15 protein-coding genes and 1 tRNA gene are annotated in these 15,805 nt (G+C 67.1%); 13 read left to right on the forward strand and 3 right to left on the reverse strand.

Annotated features, from left to right (window positions below):
• Positions 1 to 27: 27 nt before the first annotated feature.
• From purD to rng, 7 genes are read left to right on the forward strand one after another with little or no spacing between them, the layout of a single operon-like run.
• Positions 28 to 1,326: a phosphoribosylamine--glycine ligase gene (purD, locus tag ASD34_RS19275; RefSeq protein ID WP_056580428.1), complete on the forward strand. Its 1,299-nt coding sequence runs from the start codon at positions 28 to 30 to the stop codon at positions 1,324 to 1,326.
• On the forward strand, positions 1,326 to 2,246 hold the full coding sequence (hemF, locus tag ASD34_RS19280; RefSeq protein ID WP_056580431.1) for an oxygen-dependent coproporphyrinogen oxidase: 921 nt from the start codon (positions 1,326 to 1,328) through the stop codon (positions 2,244 to 2,246). Before purD ends, hemF begins: the two co-directional genes overlap by 1 nt.
• Positions 2,243 to 2,875, forward strand: coding sequence for a nicotinate (nicotinamide) nucleotide adenylyltransferase (gene nadD, locus ASD34_RS19285; RefSeq protein ID WP_056580434.1), 633 nt, complete (start codon positions 2,243 to 2,245; stop codon positions 2,873 to 2,875). The genes hemF and nadD overlap by 4 nt, the downstream gene beginning before the upstream one ends.
• Complete coding sequence (gene rsfS, locus ASD34_RS19290; RefSeq protein WP_056580436.1) at positions 2,875 to 3,567, forward strand: ribosome silencing factor; 693 nt, start codon at positions 2,875 to 2,877, stop codon at positions 3,565 to 3,567. The genes nadD and rsfS overlap by 1 nt, the downstream gene beginning before the upstream one ends.
• The gene (gene rlmH / locus ASD34_RS19295; protein WP_056580440.1) at positions 3,564 to 4,031 is read left to right on the forward strand and encodes a 23S rRNA (pseudouridine(1915)-N(3))-methyltransferase RlmH; all 468 of its coding nucleotides are present in this window, start codon (positions 3,564 to 3,566) and stop codon (positions 4,029 to 4,031) included. Before rsfS ends, rlmH begins: the two co-directional genes overlap by 4 nt.
• A 40-nt stretch (positions 4,032 to 4,071) precedes the next feature.
• Positions 4,072 to 4,674, forward strand: coding sequence for a Maf family protein (locus ASD34_RS19300; RefSeq protein ID WP_056580443.1), 603 nt, complete (start codon positions 4,072 to 4,074; stop codon positions 4,672 to 4,674).
• A gap of 7 nt (positions 4,675 to 4,681) precedes the next feature.
• Positions 4,682 to 6,208 (forward strand): ribonuclease G, encoded by a 1,527-nt coding sequence (gene rng, locus ASD34_RS19305; RefSeq protein ID WP_056580445.1) that lies wholly within the window; start codon positions 4,682 to 4,684, stop codon positions 6,206 to 6,208.
• A 9-nt stretch (positions 6,209 to 6,217) separates the two neighbouring features.
• Here rng and msbA read toward each other — a convergent pair whose 3' ends face one another.
• A complete protein-coding gene (gene msbA / locus ASD34_RS19310) occupies positions 6,218 to 8,002 on the reverse strand; it encodes a lipid A export permease/ATP-binding protein MsbA (RefSeq protein WP_056580447.1) in 1,785 nt (594 codons plus the stop codon).
• A gap of 253 nt (positions 8,003 to 8,255) precedes the next feature.
• On the opposite strand from msbA, the gene tolB reads away from it, so the two are divergent.
• The 6 genes from tolB to ASD34_RS19340 all read left to right on the forward strand — a co-directional run bounded on the left by tolB (position 8,256) and on the right by ASD34_RS19340 (position 14,325).
• Positions 8,256 to 9,482, forward strand: coding sequence for a Tol-Pal system beta propeller repeat protein TolB (gene tolB / locus ASD34_RS19315; protein ID WP_056580449.1), 1,227 nt, complete (start codon positions 8,256 to 8,258; stop codon positions 9,480 to 9,482).
• Between the two features lie 36 nt (positions 9,483 to 9,518).
• Complete coding sequence (gene pal, locus ASD34_RS19320) at positions 9,519 to 10,037, forward strand: peptidoglycan-associated lipoprotein Pal (protein WP_056580452.1); 519 nt, start codon at positions 9,519 to 9,521, stop codon at positions 10,035 to 10,037.
• Positions 10,037 to 10,789, forward strand: coding sequence for a tol-pal system protein YbgF (gene ybgF / locus ASD34_RS19325; protein WP_056580455.1), 753 nt, complete (start codon positions 10,037 to 10,039; stop codon positions 10,787 to 10,789). Before pal ends, ybgF begins: the two co-directional genes overlap by 1 nt.
• 63 nt (positions 10,790 to 10,852) lie before the next feature.
• Positions 10,853 to 11,671 carry a ThiF family adenylyltransferase gene (locus ASD34_RS19330; RefSeq protein ID WP_056580459.1) on the forward strand — a complete coding sequence of 273 codons (819 nt, stop codon included), beginning with the start codon at positions 10,853 to 10,855 and terminating at the stop codon, positions 11,669 to 11,671.
• A 51-nt stretch (positions 11,672 to 11,722) separates the two neighbouring features.
• Positions 11,723 to 11,798: transfer RNA gene (locus ASD34_RS19335), tRNA-Lys, on the forward strand.
• Positions 11,799 to 11,991: 193 nt separating this feature from the next.
• Positions 11,992 to 14,325, forward strand: a complete 2,334-nt coding sequence (locus ASD34_RS19340) for a membrane-bound PQQ-dependent dehydrogenase, glucose/quinate/shikimate family (RefSeq protein ID WP_056580462.1) — start codon at positions 11,992 to 11,994, stop codon at positions 14,323 to 14,325.
• A 27-nt stretch (positions 14,326 to 14,352) separates the two neighbouring features.
• Here ASD34_RS19340 and ASD34_RS19345 read toward each other — a convergent pair whose 3' ends face one another.
• Together ASD34_RS19345 and ASD34_RS19350 are read right to left on the reverse strand one after the other, a co-directional pair.
• On the reverse strand, positions 14,353 to 14,589 hold the full coding sequence (locus ASD34_RS19345; RefSeq protein WP_056580465.1) for a hypothetical protein: 237 nt from the start codon (positions 14,587 to 14,589) through the stop codon (positions 14,353 to 14,355).
• A gap of 668 nt (positions 14,590 to 15,257) precedes the next feature.
• On the reverse strand, positions 15,258 to 15,770 hold the full coding sequence (locus tag ASD34_RS19350) for a hypothetical protein (RefSeq protein WP_056580469.1): 513 nt from the start codon (positions 15,768 to 15,770) through the stop codon (positions 15,258 to 15,260).
• Positions 15,771 to 15,805 lie beyond the last annotated feature (35 nt).

A 15,805-nucleotide genomic window follows, 5' to 3' on the forward strand; every position in this document is an offset into this window, starting at 1 on the left:
TCCACAGCGACAAACGAAAGCCCGCGAATGAAGGTACTGGTGATTGGAGGAGGGGGCCGCGAGCACGCATTGGCGTGGCGGCTGGCGCAGGGCAACCGGGTCAGCCGCGTCTACGTGGCGCCGGGCAACGGCGGCACCGTGAGCGACGAGCGCTACGACTGCATCGACATCACCGAGCCCGCCGCGCTGCGAGAGTGGGCGATGGCCGAGAAAATCGCGCTGACCGTGGTCGGCCCCGAAGGACCGCTGGCGGCCGGCGTGGTGGACGAGTTCCGCGCGCACGGCCTGCGCATCTTCGGCCCGACGCAGGCGGCTGCGCAGCTCGAAAGCTCCAAGGCCTTCTCCAAGGCCTTCATGAAGCGCCACAAGATCCCGACGGCCGAATACGAAGCCTTCACCGACGCCGCTGCCGCCCACGCCTACATCGACGCCAAGGGCGCGCCGATCGTCGTCAAGGCCGATGGCCTGGCCGCCGGCAAGGGCGTGGTCGTTGCCATGACCGTGCAGGAAGCCCACGAAGCCGTCGACTTCATGCTGGTCGACAACAAGTTCGGCGTGTCGCACAACGAAGGCGGCGCACGCGTCGTCATCGAAGAATTTTTGCAAGGCGAAGAAGCCAGCTTCATCGTGATGTGCGACGGCAGGAACGTCGCCGCTCTGGCCACCAGCCAGGACCACAAGCGCCTGCTCGACGGCGACGAAGGTCCGAACACCGGCGGCATGGGCGCGTACTCGCCCGCGCCCGTGGTCACGGCCGAGGTGCATGCGCGCGCGATGCGCGAAATCATCCTGCCGACCATCCGCGGCATGGAAAAGGATGGCATTCCGTTCACCGGCTTCCTCTATGCCGGTCTCATGATCGACGCCCACGGCCAGCCCAAGACGCTCGAATTCAACTGCCGCATGGGCGACCCCGAGACGCAGCCGATCATGATGCGCCTGAAGTCCGACCTGTTCGAGGTGTTCTGGCACGCCACCGACGGCACGCTCGACCAGGTCGAGTTGCAATGGGATCGGCGCGTGGCGCTCGGTGTGGTGATGGCCGCGCACGGCTACCCGCTGTCGCCGCGCAAGGGCGACCGCATCAGCGGCATTCCGGCGGAAGCGCCCGATGCCGTGGTGTTCCATGCGGGCACCACGATTGAAAACGGCGAACTCAAGACCAGCGGCGGCCGCGTGCTCTGCGTGACCGTGCTGGCCGACAGCGTCAAGCAGGCGCAACAGCGCGCCTACGAAGTCGCGGCGCGCGTGCAGTTCGACGGTGCGCAGTACCGCAAGGACATCGGCTACCGCGCCGTCAACGCGCGCAACACGCCGCAATCCTGATGCCAGCCACCCAGCCGAAGGCGGTCGGCGACTACCTGCGCGGGCTGCAGCAATCGATCATCTCGGCGGTCGAGGCGGCGGACGGCGGCAGCGCGGTGCGCGATGCCTGGCAGAAAGAGCCCGGCGAGCCGCTGCAAGGCAGCGGCCTGACCTGCATCCTCGAAGGCGGCGCGCTGTTCGAGCGCGCCGGTGTCGGCTTCTCGCAGGTGCGCGGCGCCAAGCTGCCGCCCTCGGCCACGCAGAACCGCCCCGAGCTGTCGGGCGCGCCGTTCGAGGCCATGGGCGTGTCGCTGGTGTTCCACCCGCGCAACCCCTACGTGCCGATCGTCCACATGAACGTGCGCATGCTGGCCGCGCAGCCCGCGGGCGGTGGCGAGCCCGTGTGCTGGTTCGGCGGCGGCATGGACCTCACGCCGTGCTACGGCTTCGAAGAAGACGCGGTGCACTTCCACACCGTGTGCCGCGACGCGCTCGCCCCCTTCGGCGCCGACAAGTACCCGCGCTTCAAGACCTGGTGCGACGCGTATTTCTTTTTGAAGCACCGCAACGAACAGCGCGGCATCGGCGGCATCTTTTTCGACGACTTCGCCGAAGGTGGCATCGAGAACGGCTTTGCGCTGATCCGCTCGGTTGGCGATGCGTTCCTGCAGGCCTACCTGCCGATCGTCGAGCGCCGCCGCGGCATGCCGTACGGCGAGCGCGAACGCGCGTTCCAGCTGTACCGGCGCGGGCGCTACGTCGAGTTCAACCTCGTGTGGGACCGCGGCACGCACTTCGGCTTGCAGTCGGGCGGGCGCACCGAATCGATCCTGCTGTCGATGCCGCCGCTGGCGAGCTGGGCCTATCGGCAGCAGCCCGAAGCGGGCAGCCCCGAAGCTGCGCTGTACAGCGACTTCATCGTGCGGCGGGACTGGGTGTGAGTTCCTCCGGTTCCGCTTTGCGCATCGGCGTCTTCGGCGGGGCCTTCGACCCGCCGCACAACGCGCACGTCGCACTTGCTGATGCTGCCTTGGCGCAACTCGATCTGAGCGAACTGCACGTCATTCCCACGGGGCAGGCCTGGCACAAGAGCCGCACGCTCACGCCGAAGGAAGACCGCCTGGCGATGGCGCGGCTGGCCTTTGGCAACCTGCAAGGCAAGGTCGTCATCGACATCCGCGAAGTGTTGCGCGACGGCCCGACCTACACGCTCGACACGCTGCATGAATTGCAGAAAGAACAGCCCGGCGCACAGCTCGTGCTGGTGATGGGCGCAGACCAGGCCAGGGCCTTGCCGACCTGGCACGGCTGGCAGGATATACTCGGCATTGCTATCGTTTCTGTAGCGTATCGCGCACTATCGACGGGTGACGTCACTCGTTTTGATCCGAAACAGCTGCCCGGCCTCCCGGCTGGCGCGCGTTTCGAGGCGCTTGAACTGCCTGCCGCCATGGACACCAGCGCCACCGATATCCGGCGGCGTGTGGCGTCGGGTGTGGACATTTCCTCGCTGGTTCCGCCCACGGTTGCACGCTATATTGACCAACACCACCTCTACCGCCCTGCCTGATGACCACTGAAGCCGCCGCCAAAAAAGACATCCAAAAACTCCAGCGAGCCATCATCGATGGTCTCGAAGACGTCAAGGCGCAGGACATCCAGGTATTCGACACGGAGCACCTCTCGCCGCTGTTCGAGCGCGTGATCGTGGCGTCGGGCACTTCCAACCGCCAGACCAAGGCGCTCGCCTCGAGCGTGCGCGACGCCGTGCGCGAAGCCGGTTTCGCCAAGCCGCGCACCGAGGGCGAGGAAAACGGCGAGTGGATCATCGTGGACTGCGGCGCGGCCGTGGCGCACATCATGCAGCCCGCCATCCGTCAGTACTACCACCTCGAAGAGATCTGGGGCGACAAGCCGGTGCGCGCCAAGCTGGGCGCCACCAAGCCCGCGCTGGCCACCGCTTCGTCCGTGAAGGGTGCCGAAGAAAAGAAGACGGCCGCCGCCAAGACGCCGAGCCTGCGTCGTTCGAGCGCCGCCAAGACCGCGATCCGCGCGGCCGAGCAGGAAGCCAAGGCCGCCAAGGCTCCGGCGAAACGCGCGCCCTCGAAGACCGCGGGCAAGACCGCCGCCAAGAAGGCGCCTGCGAAGAAGTCCGCCACGGGCACCGCACGCGTGCCGGTGAAGGTCGTCGGCAAGCCGGCCGCCAAGAAGGTCGCTGCAAAGAAGGCGCCGGCCAAGAAGGCGCCAGCCCGCCGCGCATGAAGCTGCTGGTGGTCGCCGTCGGGCAGCGCATGCCCGACTGGGCGCAGACCGCCTGGGACGACTACGCCAAGCGCTTCCCGCCGGAGCTCAAGCTCGAGTTGCGCGCCGTCAAGACCGAGCCGCGCGGCTCCAAGACACTCGAGACGCTCTATGCCGCCGAGCGCGAACGCATCGAGGGCGCCATCGCCCGCGGCATGCGCATCGTCGTGCTCGACGAGCGCGGCACCGCGCTCACCACCAAGGCGCTGGCCACTCGGCTGCAGACCTGGCAGATCGAGGGCGACGACGTGGCGCTGGTCATCGGCGGTCCCGACGGGCTCGACCCGGCCTTCAAGGCCGCGGCGCACGAACGCATCCGCCTGTCCGACCTGACCTTGCCGCATGCCATGGCGCGCGTGCTGCTGGTCGAACAGCTCTACCGGGCGTGGTCGGTCAACGCGGGCCATCCGTACCACCGCGAATGATCTTGGGGCCGGCGGTGGGGCCCACCTCGGAGACCTGAACTTGCCTGACTTCATCTACCTCGCGTCGCAAAGCCCGCGCCGCGCCCAATTGCTCGGCCAGCTCGGCGTGCGCCACGAGTTGCTGCTGGCCGGCCCCGACGAAGACGCCGAGGCGCTCGAAGCCTTGCTGCCGAACGAATCGCCGACCGCCTACGTGCAGCGCGTCACGGCCCTCAAGCTCGATGCCGCCGTTGCGCGCCGCAAGCGCCTTGGCCTCGCCGACGCGCCTGTGCTCTGCGCCGACACCACGGTCGCGCTCGGCCGCACCATCCTCGGCAAGCCCGAGGACGCGCGCGATGCCGAGCGCATGCTGGCGCACCTGTCCGGCGCCACGCACCGCGTGCTCACCGCCGTGGCGCTGCAGCACGGCCGTCGGCGCCATGCGGCGCTCAGCGTGTCGCGCGTGCGCTTCGCAACGCTCACGAAGAAGCAGATCGCGGCCTACGCCGCCAGCGGCGAGCCGCTCGGCAAGGCCGGCGCGTATGCCATTCAGGGCGCGGCGGCGGCGTTCATCGAGCACATCAGCGGGTCCTATTCGGGCATCATGGGACTTCCCATGTTCGAGACCGCGCAGCTGCTTCGAAGCGCAGGTTTCAATACTTAAGACTTCCATGCAAGACATCCTGATCAACTGGTCTCCGCAGGAGACCCGTGTGGCGCTGGTCGAGCACGGCGCGGTGCAAGAGCTGCACGTCGAGCGAACGCTCGAGCGCGGGCTGGTCGGCAACATCTACCTGGGCAAGGTCTCGCGCGTGCTGCCGGGCATGCAGTCGGCCTTCATCGACATCGGCCTGGAGCGCACCGCCTTCCTGCACGTGGCCGACATCGTTTCGCCGTTCACGCCGGGCTCGCGCCCGAGCGCCACGCCGCCAGAGCGCGACCACCGCAACGGCGGTCCAATGGTGCCCATCGAGAAGCAGGTGTTCGAGGGCCAGTCGCTGCTGGTGCAGGTCATCAAGGACCCGATTGGCACCAAGGGCGCGCGGCTGTCCACGCAGATCAGCATCGCAGGCCGGCTGCTCGTGTTCCTGCCGCAGGACAACCACATCGGCGTGTCGCAGAAGATCCCGCCTGACCAGCGAGAGTCGCTGCGCAACCGCATGCTCGCGCTCATCGAAGCGGCCGCGGCCGCGGAGAGCGGTGGCGTGGTGCCCGTGAACACGGGTGGCTTCATCCTGCGCACCAACGGCGAAGACGCCGCCGACGCCGAGCTGGCCGAGGACATCGCCTACCTGCGCAAGACCTGGACGCGCATTCGCGAGGCCTCGAGCCGGATGCCGGCCATGTCGCTGCTGCACCAGGACCTGAGCCTGCTGCAGCGCGTGCTGCGCGACATGACCTCGGAAGACACGCAGACCATCCGCATCGACTCGCGCGAGCAGTTCGAGGTGCTGCTGAAATTCGGCCTCGAATTCATGCCGCAGGCGGCCGGCAAGCTGCAGCACTACAAGGGCGAACGGCCGATCTTCGACCTGTACTCGGTGGACGAGGAAATCGCGAAGGCGCTGGGCCGGCGCGTCGACCTGAAGTCGGGTGGCTACCTCGTGGTCGACCAGACCGAGGCACTGACCACGGTCGACGTGAACACCGGCGGCTTCGTCGGTGCGCGCAACTTCGACGACACCATTTTCAAGACCAACCTGGAGGCCGCGCAGGCCATCGCGCGGCAGCTGCGCCTGCGCAACCTGGGCGGGATCATCATCGTCGACTTCATCGACATGGCGCGCGACGACCACCGCGAGCAGGTGCTGGCCGAGTTCCGCAAGCAGCTCGCACGCGACCGCGTGAAGACCACGGCCGGCGGCTTCTCGCAGCTTGGCCTCGTCGAGATGACGCGCAAGCGCACGCGCGAATCGCTGGCCCACATGCTGTGCGAACCCTGCGTGGCCTGCGGCGGGCAGGGCATCGTGAAGACCGCGCGCAGCGTGGCCTACGACGTGATGCGGGAGATCCTGCGCGAGGCACGGCAGTTCACGCCGCGCGAGTTCCGCATCGTCTCCTCGCCGCAAGTCATCGAGCTGTTCCTCGACGAGGAGAGCCAGCATCTCGCGGGGCTGAGCGATTTCATCGGCAAGCCGATCTCGCTGCAGTCCGAGCCTGCGATTGGGCAGGGGCAGTACGACATCGTGCTGCTGTAGCGCGCCGCGTCAGAGCGTCGGGTCTTGTCCCGGGGCCGCGCTGCGCACTGCCAGCGTTTGCAGCCGCGCATAGAGCCCGTCGCGTGTCATGAGCTGTTCGTGGCTGCCTTGCTCGGCGATGCGGCCTTGCTCCATGACGATGATGCGGTCGGCGTGCTGGATGGTCGACAGGCGGTGCGCCACGATCAGCGTGGTGCGGCCCTGCATCAGGCGCTGCAGGGCGTCCTGCACCAGCCGTTCCGATTCGGTGTCGAGCGCCGACGTGGCTTCGTCGAGCAGCAGCACGGGCGCGTTCTTGTAGAGCGCGCGGGCAATCGCCAGCCGTTGGCGCTGGCCGCCCGACAGCTGCGTGGCGTTGTGGCCCAGCACGGTGTCGATGCCCTGCGGCAGCGTCTGGACGTGCGTGCTCAGGTTGGCCGCCTCAAGGCAGGACTGCACGCGCGCGATGTCGATGTCGCCGCCCAGCGCCACATTGGCGGCGAGCGTGTCGTTGAGCATGACCACGTCCTGACTCACCATCGCAAACTGGGCGCGCAGGCTCTTGAGCTGCCATTCGCTGGTGTCGTGGCCGTCGAGCAGCACCTGGCCGCCGCTGGGCTGCACGAAGCGCGGCAGCAGGTTGACCAGCGTGGTCTTGCCCGAGCCCGAGGGGCCGACGAAGGCCACCACCTGGCCCGGCTCGATGACGAGGTTCACGCCGTCGAGCGCGCGCTGTTCGTCGTCGCCGCGATAGCTGACCTGCACGTTGCGCAGTTCGATGTGACCTTGTGCGTGCTCGACGCGGTAATCGCCCTGCGATTCGGGGGCCACTTCGTCGATGAGGATCAGCCCGCGCTCGAGCGCAGCCAGGCCCCGCGTGATGGGGCCGGCCACCTCGGCCAGGCGGCGGATCGGCGCGATCAGCATCAGCATGGCCGTGATGTAGGCGACGAAGCCGCCCACCGTGAAGCCCTGCTTGCCGCTTTGCCACAGCGCGATCATCACCACCACCGACAGCGCCAGCGAGGCCATCATCTGCGTCAGCGGCGTGGTGGCGGCCTGGGCGATGGTGGACTTCACGGCCAGCCGGTTCAGGCGCTGGCTCAGCTGCTCGAAACGGCGCTCCTGCGCCTGCTCCGCGCCGTGCAGCCGCACCACGCGGTGGGCCAGCACGTTTTCCTCGACCACGTAGGCCAGTTCGTCAGTGGCCTGCTGGCCTTGCTGCGTGAGCTTGTACAGGCGCTTGGAGAACACCTTCATGATCCAGGAGATGCTGGGCACCAGGAAGGCGACGATGAGCGTGAGCTTCCAGTTCAGATAGACCAGGTAGCCCAGCAGCGCAATGAGCGTGAAGCCGTCGCGCGACAGCCCGAGCAGCGCCTGCACCAGCAGCATGGCACCGGTCTGCACCTCGTACACGACGGTGTTCGACAACGCACTGGCCGACTGCCGCGCGAACAGCGCCAGCTCGGCGCCGAGCAGCCGTTCGAACAGCACGCGGCGCAGCTTCTGCATGCCTTCGTTGGCGATGCGCGAGAGCGCGTACTGCGAAATGAACTGCGCGATGCCGCGCACCGCGAACAGCAGCAGCACGGCCGCCGGAATGAACCACAGCGGCATCTCGCCGCGCGTGAAGCCCCGGTCGAGCAGCGGCTTGAGCAGGGCGGCCATGAGCGGCTCGGTGAGCGCGGCCAGCAGGGCGCCGATCAGCCCCACGGCCCACCATTGGCGCGAGCTGCCGAACCAGGTCATGAGTCGCGCCAGCCGGCGCATGAGGGGAGGGCGGGCGCTCTCGCTGCCGGGGGATGCTTGCATATGGCGGCGGATTTTACGGGGCGGCACCCGCCGCCTTTCGGAGGCCCTGTAGGACCATTTCGCCGGATAAACGTTTTGTGACGGCGTGTCCAAACCAGTGTGTAACATGTGGCCCGTGAAACGCCGGGGAGAAACTTTTTACCCGGAAACCTCTCCGAACCGCATGAACAAGCCGTTGCCAGATCTTTCCCCAACTCCTTCTTCATCGTTGATTGCGCGCCGCAGCGTCATCGCGGCTCTTGCTGCCTCTCCCATGCTTCCTGCCATGGCCCAGTTCCGGGTCGAGGTGTCAGGTGTGGGGCTGACGCAGTTGCCGATTGCGCTCGTGCCTTTCCGGGGGCAGGACGCTTCCCCGCAGAAGATTTCCGACATCGTCCAGGCCGACCTCGAACGCAGCGGCCAGTTCCGTGGCGTCGATGCCTCGGGCCAGGCACTCGACGAATCGTCGCGTCCCGACCTCGCCCTGTGGCGCCAGCGCACCGCGGATTCGCTCGTGGTGGGCAGTGTCAGCCGCCTGGGCGACGGCCGCTACGACGTGCGCTTCCGCTTGTGGGACGTGGTCAAGGATCGCGACCTCGGCGGCCAGAGCTACACCGTGCCGCAGGGCGACCTGCGACTGGCGGCGCACCGCATCGCCGACTACGTGTATGAAAAGCTGACCGGCGACAAAGGCATCTTCTCGACCCGCATTGCCTACGTCACCAAGGGCGGCAGCCGCTACTCGCTGTGGGTGGCCGACGCCGACGGCGAGAACGCGCAGGCCGCGCTGGCCAGCCCCGAGCCGATCATCTCGCCCTGCTGGTCGTCCAACGGCCAGCAGTTGGCCTATGTGTCCTTCGAGTCGCGCAAGCCCGTGGTCTACGTGCACAACGTGGCCAGCGGCCAGCGCCGGCTGCTCGCCAACTTCAAGGGCTCCAACAGCGCCCCGGCCTGGGCACCCGACGGGCGCTCGCTGGCCGTCACGCTCAGCCGCGACGGCGGCTCGCAGCTGTTCACCATTCCGGCCAGCGGCGGTGAACCGCGCCGCCTCACCCAGAGTTCGAGCATCGACACCGAGCCGGTGTACTCAGCCGACGGCGGCACGATCTACTTCGTGAGCGACCGCGGCGGCGCGCCCCAGATCTACAAGATGGGCGCCGGCGGCGGCAACCCGACCCGGGTCACCTTCAGCGGCACCTACAACATTTCTCCATCTGTCAGCGGCGATGGCCGGTGGTTGGCCTACATCTCGCGGGTCGGCGGTGCGTTCAAACTCCACGTAATGGAGTTGGCCACCGGCAACGTCGCCGCAATCACCGACACCACGGCCGACGAGAGTCCGAGCTTCGCGCCCAACAGCAAGTTGATCGTCTATGCCACCCACCTGCAAGGCCGCGAGGCGCTCATGACGACCACGCTGGACGGAAAGATCAAAGCCCGTTTGGCTGGCCAGGCGGGAGACATCCGCGAACCGGACTGGGGTCCGTTTCAAAAGCAATAAGCATTGACCAGATAAATTTACTTGAGGAGTTCGAAAATGTTGAAACGTACGATCTATTCGCTCGCCATCGTGGCGCTCATCGCTGGTTGCTCGTCGGGCACCAAGCTCAACGAAACGCCGGTCACTGACCGCAGCGGCACGGCCGGCGGCCAGCAGGGCGGCGCTGCCGCCGTGGCGCCCGTGACCATCGACCCCAACGCCAACACGGCGCAAGGTCCGGTCGGCGTCGAGCGCATCGTGTACTTCGACTACGACAGCTACACGGTCAAGCCCGAGTTCCAGTCGGTGATCGACGGCCATGCGCGTTTCCTCAAGGGCGCCACGCAACGCCGCATCTCGATCGAAGGCCACACCGACGAGCGCGGCGGCCGCGAGTACAACCTGGCCCTGGGCCAGAAGCGTTCCGAGGCCGTGCGCCGTGCGCTCACGCTGCTGGGCGTGAGCGACAGCCAGATCGAAGCGGTGAGCTTCGGCAAGGAAAAGCCCGCGGCCCAAGGCTCGGGTGAAGAAGTCTGGGCGCAGAACCGCCGCGCCGAAATCCGCTACACCCGGTGATGCAGCCACGTGCACTGTGGCGAGGCGCGGCCCTCGCCGCTGCCTTGCTCTGCGCGTCGGCCGGCTCGCAGGCTGCGCTGTTCGAGGACGACGAGGCGCGCCGTGCCATCCTCGACCTGCGCCAGCGCGTCGAAGCCATGCGCCAGCAGACCGACCAGCGCCTGGCCGATGAAAACGGCCAATTGCGCCGCAGCCTCCTCGACCTGCAAAGCCAGATCGAGCAGATGCGCGGCGAACTGGCACGCATGACCGGCCAGAACGAGCAGCTCACGCGCACGCTGAGCGAAATGCAGTCGCGCCAGGCCACCATCGACGACAAGCTGCGCCAGAACGAGCCTTCCAAGGTCTCGATCGACGGCCGCGAGTTCAACGCCGATCCGAAGGAAAAGGCCGATTTCGAAGCTGCCCTGGGCATTTTCCGTTCGGGTCAGTTCGCACAGGCGCAAACCGCTTTTGCCGAGTTCGTGAAGCGCTACCCGCAAAGCGGCTACAACGCGTCCGCGCTCTTCTGGCTCGGCAATGCGCAGTACGCCACGCGCAACTACAACGAAGCCATTGCCAATTTCCGCTCGATGCTCTCGCTCGCGCCCGACCATGCCAAGGCGCCGGAAGCCGTGCTGTCGATCGCGAACTGCCAGATCGAACTGAAGGACACGCGCGCTGCACGCCGCACGCTGGAAGACCTGACCAAGGCCTACCCGCAATCGGAGGCTGCACAGGCCGGTCGCGAGCGTCTGTCGCGCCTGCGTTGACGCAATGACCGTTTCAGCGGAGCTTTCCGCTTGAGCGCCTTGCCCGAAGCCTCACCGCTCCCCATGGCCGCCGCGGATGTCTTGACCGACACCGCGGCGCCTGATTTTGCGCGCCGCTTCGGCGGTCTCGAGCGCCTGTATGGCGTGACCGGTGCCGCACGCATCCGCCATGCCCATGTGCTGGTCGTCGGCATCGGCGGCGTGGGCTCCTGGGCGGTCGAGGCGCTGGCGCGCAGCGGCGTGGGGCGCCTGACGTTGATCGACTTGGACCACGTGTCCGAATCGAACATCAACCGCCAGATCCACGCGCTCGACTCCACGGTGGGGCAAGCCAAGGTCGAGGCCATGCGCGAGCGCATCGCGCAGATCAACCCTGATTGCCAGGTGCTCGCCATCGACGAGTTCGTCGAGCCCGACAACTGGACCTCGCTGCTCGAAACCGCGCAAGCCGTCCACGGGCCGGTGCACGCGGTCATCGACGCCTGCGACCAGGTGAAGGCCAAGCTCGCCATGGCCGCATGGGCGCGCGCGGCGTCGCGCGGCACCGCGTTCATCACGGTGGGGGCAGCGGGCGGCAAGCGGCAGGCGCACAAGGTCGACATCGACGATCTGTCGCTCGTCACCCACGACCCGCTGCTGGCCCAGCTTCGCCAGCGGCTGCGCAAGCTGCATGGTGCGCCGCGCGAAGGCCGCAAGATCGGCCTGTCCTGCGTGTTCAGCCGCGAGAGCGTGGCACCGCCGGACGCGTCCTGCCAGATCGATTCGGGCGATGGCTCGCTCAACTGCCACGGCTACGGATCGGTGGTCAGCGTGACCGCCACCTTCGGTCAATGTGCAGCGGGGTGGGTGCTCGACGAAATTGCGAGAAACAGCACGCTATAATTCAAGGCTTTGCCGGATTCGACGCCGGCAAGAAGCAAGAAAAATGGTTCCGGGACGTTAGCTCAGTTGGTAGAGCAGCGGACTTTTAATCCGTTGGTCACTGGTTCGAATCCAGTACGTCCTACCAAACCTCTTGATTGCCAGAAGGCCGCTATTTCCAAGAATGGCGGCTTTTCTTTTTTCTGCGGCTCGGATCACGATGGCGCTCGAGTTGTCGTGCGCTGTGTCGGAGGCGTGGTCACCAAAGCAGCGGCCGCCTGCGTCGCAGGTGCTTCCCCTCGTTCAAGCTCCCGTGCTAGGCTGAAATCAGGAGGCCTGTCATGGTGATTGTTTCGCGCTTGTTCTCTGTCCTGGTGATCCTCATGGGGCTGGGCCTCGCGATCGGCGGCGCTCAGCTGGTCTGGCTCAAGGGCTCGCCTTACTACCTGCTGGCGGGGTTGGTCCTTGTCGTGGCCGCGCTGCAGATCTGGCGCGGCCGCCGCAGTGGCGCCTTGCTGCTGGCAGTGCTGGCTGTGCTCACGGTGCCATGGGCACTGTGGGAAAGCGGCGCCGATTTCTGGGCACTGTTTCCGCGCGTGATGGCGCCGTTCGCCCTGGCAGCGATCGGCCTGTGGCTGGCGCCTTCCGCGAGCGATGGGACGCGGCCTGCGCCGTGGCGTGTGGGGGGCGTGGTGTTCGCGTTGCTCTTCGTGATGGGCTTCGGCCTGGCCTTCATGCCGCATGGCGTGGTCCGCCCCGATGCATCGATGGCCTACCAGCCGCCCACCGGAGACAACCAACCCGTCGACTGGAGCGCCTACGGCCGCACCACCGAGGGCCGGCGCGATGCACCGTTCAACCAGATCAACCGCGAGACGGTCGGCAAGCTCCAGCTCGCGTGGAGCTATCGCACCGGTGACCTCAAGCCCGGGGTGGACCAGCACACGCCGCTGCAGCTCGGCGACACCGTGTACAGCTGCACACGCAACGACAAGATCATTGCGCTCGATGCGGACACGGGCAAGGAACGCTGGACCTTCGACCCGCAGGCCAAGTCGCCGTTCTGGCAACGCTGCCGCGGACTGGGGCACTACCGCGCCGAGGCGGCGGCCCCGGCCGCTGCCAGCACGACCGCTGAAGGCCAGTGCCGGGACCGCATCATCCAGACCACCATCGATGCCCGCCTGATCGCGCTGGATGCGCGCACAGGCAAGCCCTGCAAAGACTTCGGCGACAAGGGGACCGTGGCCCTGTCGCAGAACATGGGACTCGTACGGCCCGGTTTCTACTTCCAGACCTCGGCGCCGCTGGTGGCGCGCGACCTGATCGTCGTGGGTGGCTGGGTGGTCGACAACCAGATGCGCGGCGAGCCCTCGGGCGTGATCCGCGCCTTCAGCGCGCGCACCGGTGAACTCGTGTGGGCCTGGGACCTGGGCAACCCCGACACCACGCGCCTGCCGCCCGAGGGCCAGACCTACACCCTGGGCACGCCGAACATGTGGACCACCGCGTCCTACGACGACAGGCTGGGCCTCATCTATGCACCGCTGGGCAATGCCACGCCCGACTACTACGGCGTGGGCCGGCCCGCGCATTCGGATGCCTACAACGCCACGCTGGTCGCACTCGATGTGGCCACGGGGCGGCCGCGCTGGAAGTTCCAGACGGTGCACCACGACATCTGGGACTACGACTTGCCGTCGCAGCCGGCCCTGATCGACCTGCCCGACGGGCAGGGCGGCAGCACGCCGGCCGTCCTGCAGACGACCAAGCGTGGCCAGATCTTCCTGCTCAACCGCGCGACGGGCGAACCGCTGGCCGAAGTGACGGAGAAGGCCGTGACGCAGGAAGGCGCCGTGCCGGAGGAAAAGCTGTCGCCCACGCAGCCTTATTCGACCGGCATGCCCTCCATCGGCGCCGAGCGCCTGAGCGAGCAGCGGATGTGGGGCATGACGATGTTCGACCAGCTCCTGTGCCGCATCGAGTTTCGCAAGCTGCGCTATGACGGCGACTTCACGCCGCCGGGTCTCGTGCGCTCCATCCAGCATCCGGGCAACGTGGGCGGGCTGAACTGGGGCAGCGTGTCGGTCGACACGGCCAACCAGCGCGTGTTCCTCAACGACATCCGCGTGCCGAGTGTGTTCCAGCTCGTGCCGCGCGACGACTACGCAGCTTTCTCCAAGAAGTACCCGCCGGTCAGCGACGGCCACGGCCCGTCGGCGCAGCTCGGAACGCCGTACGGCATCTACACCAACATCTGGTTCTCCGCGCTCGGCGTGCCCTGCGTGCAGCCGCCGTTCGGCACCCTCACCGCGATCGACCTGAAGACGCGCAAGGTGGCCTGGCAGGTGCCCGCCGGCACGGCCCAGCAGTTGGGCCCGATGGGCGTGAAGCTGAACATGCCCATGCCCATCGGCATGCCGACGTACGCTGGCACGCTGTCGACGGCGGGCGGCCTGGTGTTCTTTGCGGGGTTCCAGGACTTCTACTTGCGCGCCTACGATGCACAGACCGGTGCCGAGGTCTGGAAGCACGAGATGCCGGTGGGCTCGAGCGCCACGCCGATGACGTATGTGTCGCCCAGGACGGGCAAGCAGTACATCGTCGTTTCGGCGGGCGGAGCGGCCTATTCGGCGGAGCGGGGCGACTACGTGCTGGCGTTCGCCTTGCCTTGAGTCGGGTAGTGCAGGCGACGGCAGGCGCTACGCCGAGGCGCGCCGGTCTTGCGCTGCTGTCTGCGTTGCGAGGTTGGCGGTGCCTTCATTGCAGGGCTGGACCTCCAACGGATCGCACGGGCTGCTGATCTGGCGCCCGTCGAACTTGATCCGGATGTGTGAATTGCTCGCGCCGGCGACGGTGCCGAGGCGGCCGCCGCAGATGACGCGGCTTCCTCTTTCAAAGCTCACGCCGTAGCGCTCGCGGATATCCTTGAGGCCCATGTGATTGATCCCTTTTTCCCTGTGCTGACAGTGGATGAATCATCCTTTGAGCCTGCGCGGAACCGCGTAAGCCGCATTCCGTTACATCGTGTAGGAAACGAGATGGGTGGACGGAAGGCGGGCGCCTCGCGGCAGCGTGGCAAACGCGCATGAAAAAGCCCTCGCGAGGAGGGCCTGTTCGGAATGTGGTCGTGAACTCTTACGCGGTCCACGCTACGGCAAAGATTCGTTTGCGGAAGTCGTTGTTGTTTTTCTCGTCGCTATGACTTCGACGCGCTGGTGTGAGATTCAGCTTGCCTGGCCAGGCAATGCCCGAGCAATTCGGGCAACCGACGATTATATACCAGGATCAGCCGATCTTTCCCCGAGCTGCCAACCGCGTAGCGTGCGGGCAAAAAACAGCCCGCACAAGGGCGGGCTGGAAGATGACCTGCTGGAGGAGGGAGGATCAGAGGTGCAGGCCACCGGGAGAAACCTCACTGTGCCCGGCGAATCTGTACGCAACCTGACCTCTCGAAGAGAAGCCCTTTGCGGCCTCAGTCTTCGTCCTCCCACTTGCCGATCACGGACCTCCGTGCGGTGAGGGGCACGCGCACCGCTTCGTGTGCGGAGGGGCTGTGGCAGCAAGCAGCGGCGCATCACGTCCCGCCTGCGGCGACTGAGAAGGCTCAGGCTGGCTTGAGCCGTTCGACAGGTTCGGGCGGCGTGAGAGCCAGTGTGGTGCTCACGCGCACGCAGTCCTTGATGTGCTGTTCGCCCAGCGCGCGCAGCGCGGCATACCCGAGCGCGGCCGACACGACCTGCCCGGCAATGGGCACGTACTTGGTGGCCTGCTTGGCGGTGAGGCGGATGCCGGCATGGCGGGCGAGCTTCATGAGAAGGTCGCGCGTGACGAGGCGCCCGACGAGCAGGGCGCCGAGCGTGGTGGCGGCCTTCTGGATGCGCTCGCGCTGGTGCGGCGCGAGCTTTTCGACCTGGGTGACCGAGAGGCCGAACTCGGCGCTGATCTGCGGCACGAGGCGCGAGAGCAGCGCTGCGTCGGCCATCCAGTCGATGCCGGGCAGTGGCACGGCGCTGGCGGCGGCGGCCATGAGGGCCTTGCGGCCGATCAGGCGTCGGCTGCGGTGGATGGCCGCGATGAGTTTTTCATCGCCCCGGGCGAGTTCGATGGCAGATGGCATGCAGCGTGGCTCCTTGGCGTTCCCTGACCTTGCCA

The sequence above is a fragment of the Variovorax sp. Root473 genome, from assembly GCF_001426505.1.
In the GTDB taxonomy this organism is placed as follows: Bacteria; Pseudomonadota; Gammaproteobacteria; order Burkholderiales; family Burkholderiaceae_C; genus Variovorax.

What these genes read in the sequence shown, in the direction of transcription:
- purD (WP_056580428.1), top strand. Translation starts at nt 28, where the DNA reads ATGAAGGTACTGGTGATTGGAGGAGGGGGCCGCGAGCACGCATTGGCG.
- hemF (WP_056580431.1), top strand. Translation starts at nt 1,326, where the DNA reads ATGCCAGCCACCCAGCCGAAGGCGGTCGGCGACTACCTGCGCGGGCTG.
- rsfS (WP_056580436.1), top strand. Translation starts at nt 2,875, where the DNA reads ATGACCACTGAAGCCGCCGCCAAAAAAGACATCCAAAAACTCCAGCGA.
- rlmH (WP_056580440.1), top strand. Translation starts at nt 3,564, where the DNA reads ATGAAGCTGCTGGTGGTCGCCGTCGGGCAGCGCATGCCCGACTGGGCG.
- rng (WP_056580445.1), top strand. Translation starts at nt 4,682, where the DNA reads ATGCAAGACATCCTGATCAACTGGTCTCCGCAGGAGACCCGTGTGGCG.
- msbA (WP_056580447.1), bottom strand. Translation starts at nt 8,002, where the DNA reads ATGCAAGCATCCCCCGGCAGCGAGAGCGCCCGCCCTCCCCTCATGCGC.
- tolB (WP_056580449.1), top strand. Translation starts at nt 8,256, where the DNA reads ATGCTTCCTGCCATGGCCCAGTTCCGGGTCGAGGTGTCAGGTGTGGGG.
- pal (WP_056580452.1), top strand. Translation starts at nt 9,519, where the DNA reads ATGTTGAAACGTACGATCTATTCGCTCGCCATCGTGGCGCTCATCGCT.
- ybgF (WP_056580455.1), top strand. Translation starts at nt 10,037, where the DNA reads ATGCAGCCACGTGCACTGTGGCGAGGCGCGGCCCTCGCCGCTGCCTTG.
- ASD34_RS19330 (WP_056580459.1), top strand. Translation starts at nt 10,853, where the DNA reads ATGGCCGCCGCGGATGTCTTGACCGACACCGCGGCGCCTGATTTTGCG.
- ASD34_RS19340 (WP_056580462.1), top strand. Translation starts at nt 11,992, where the DNA reads ATGGTGATTGTTTCGCGCTTGTTCTCTGTCCTGGTGATCCTCATGGGG.
- ASD34_RS19345 (WP_056580465.1), bottom strand. Translation starts at nt 14,589, where the DNA reads ATGGGCCTCAAGGATATCCGCGAGCGCTACGGCGTGAGCTTTGAAAGA.
- ASD34_RS19350 (WP_056580469.1), bottom strand. Translation starts at nt 15,770, where the DNA reads ATGCCATCTGCCATCGAACTCGCCCGGGGCGATGAAAAACTCATCGCG.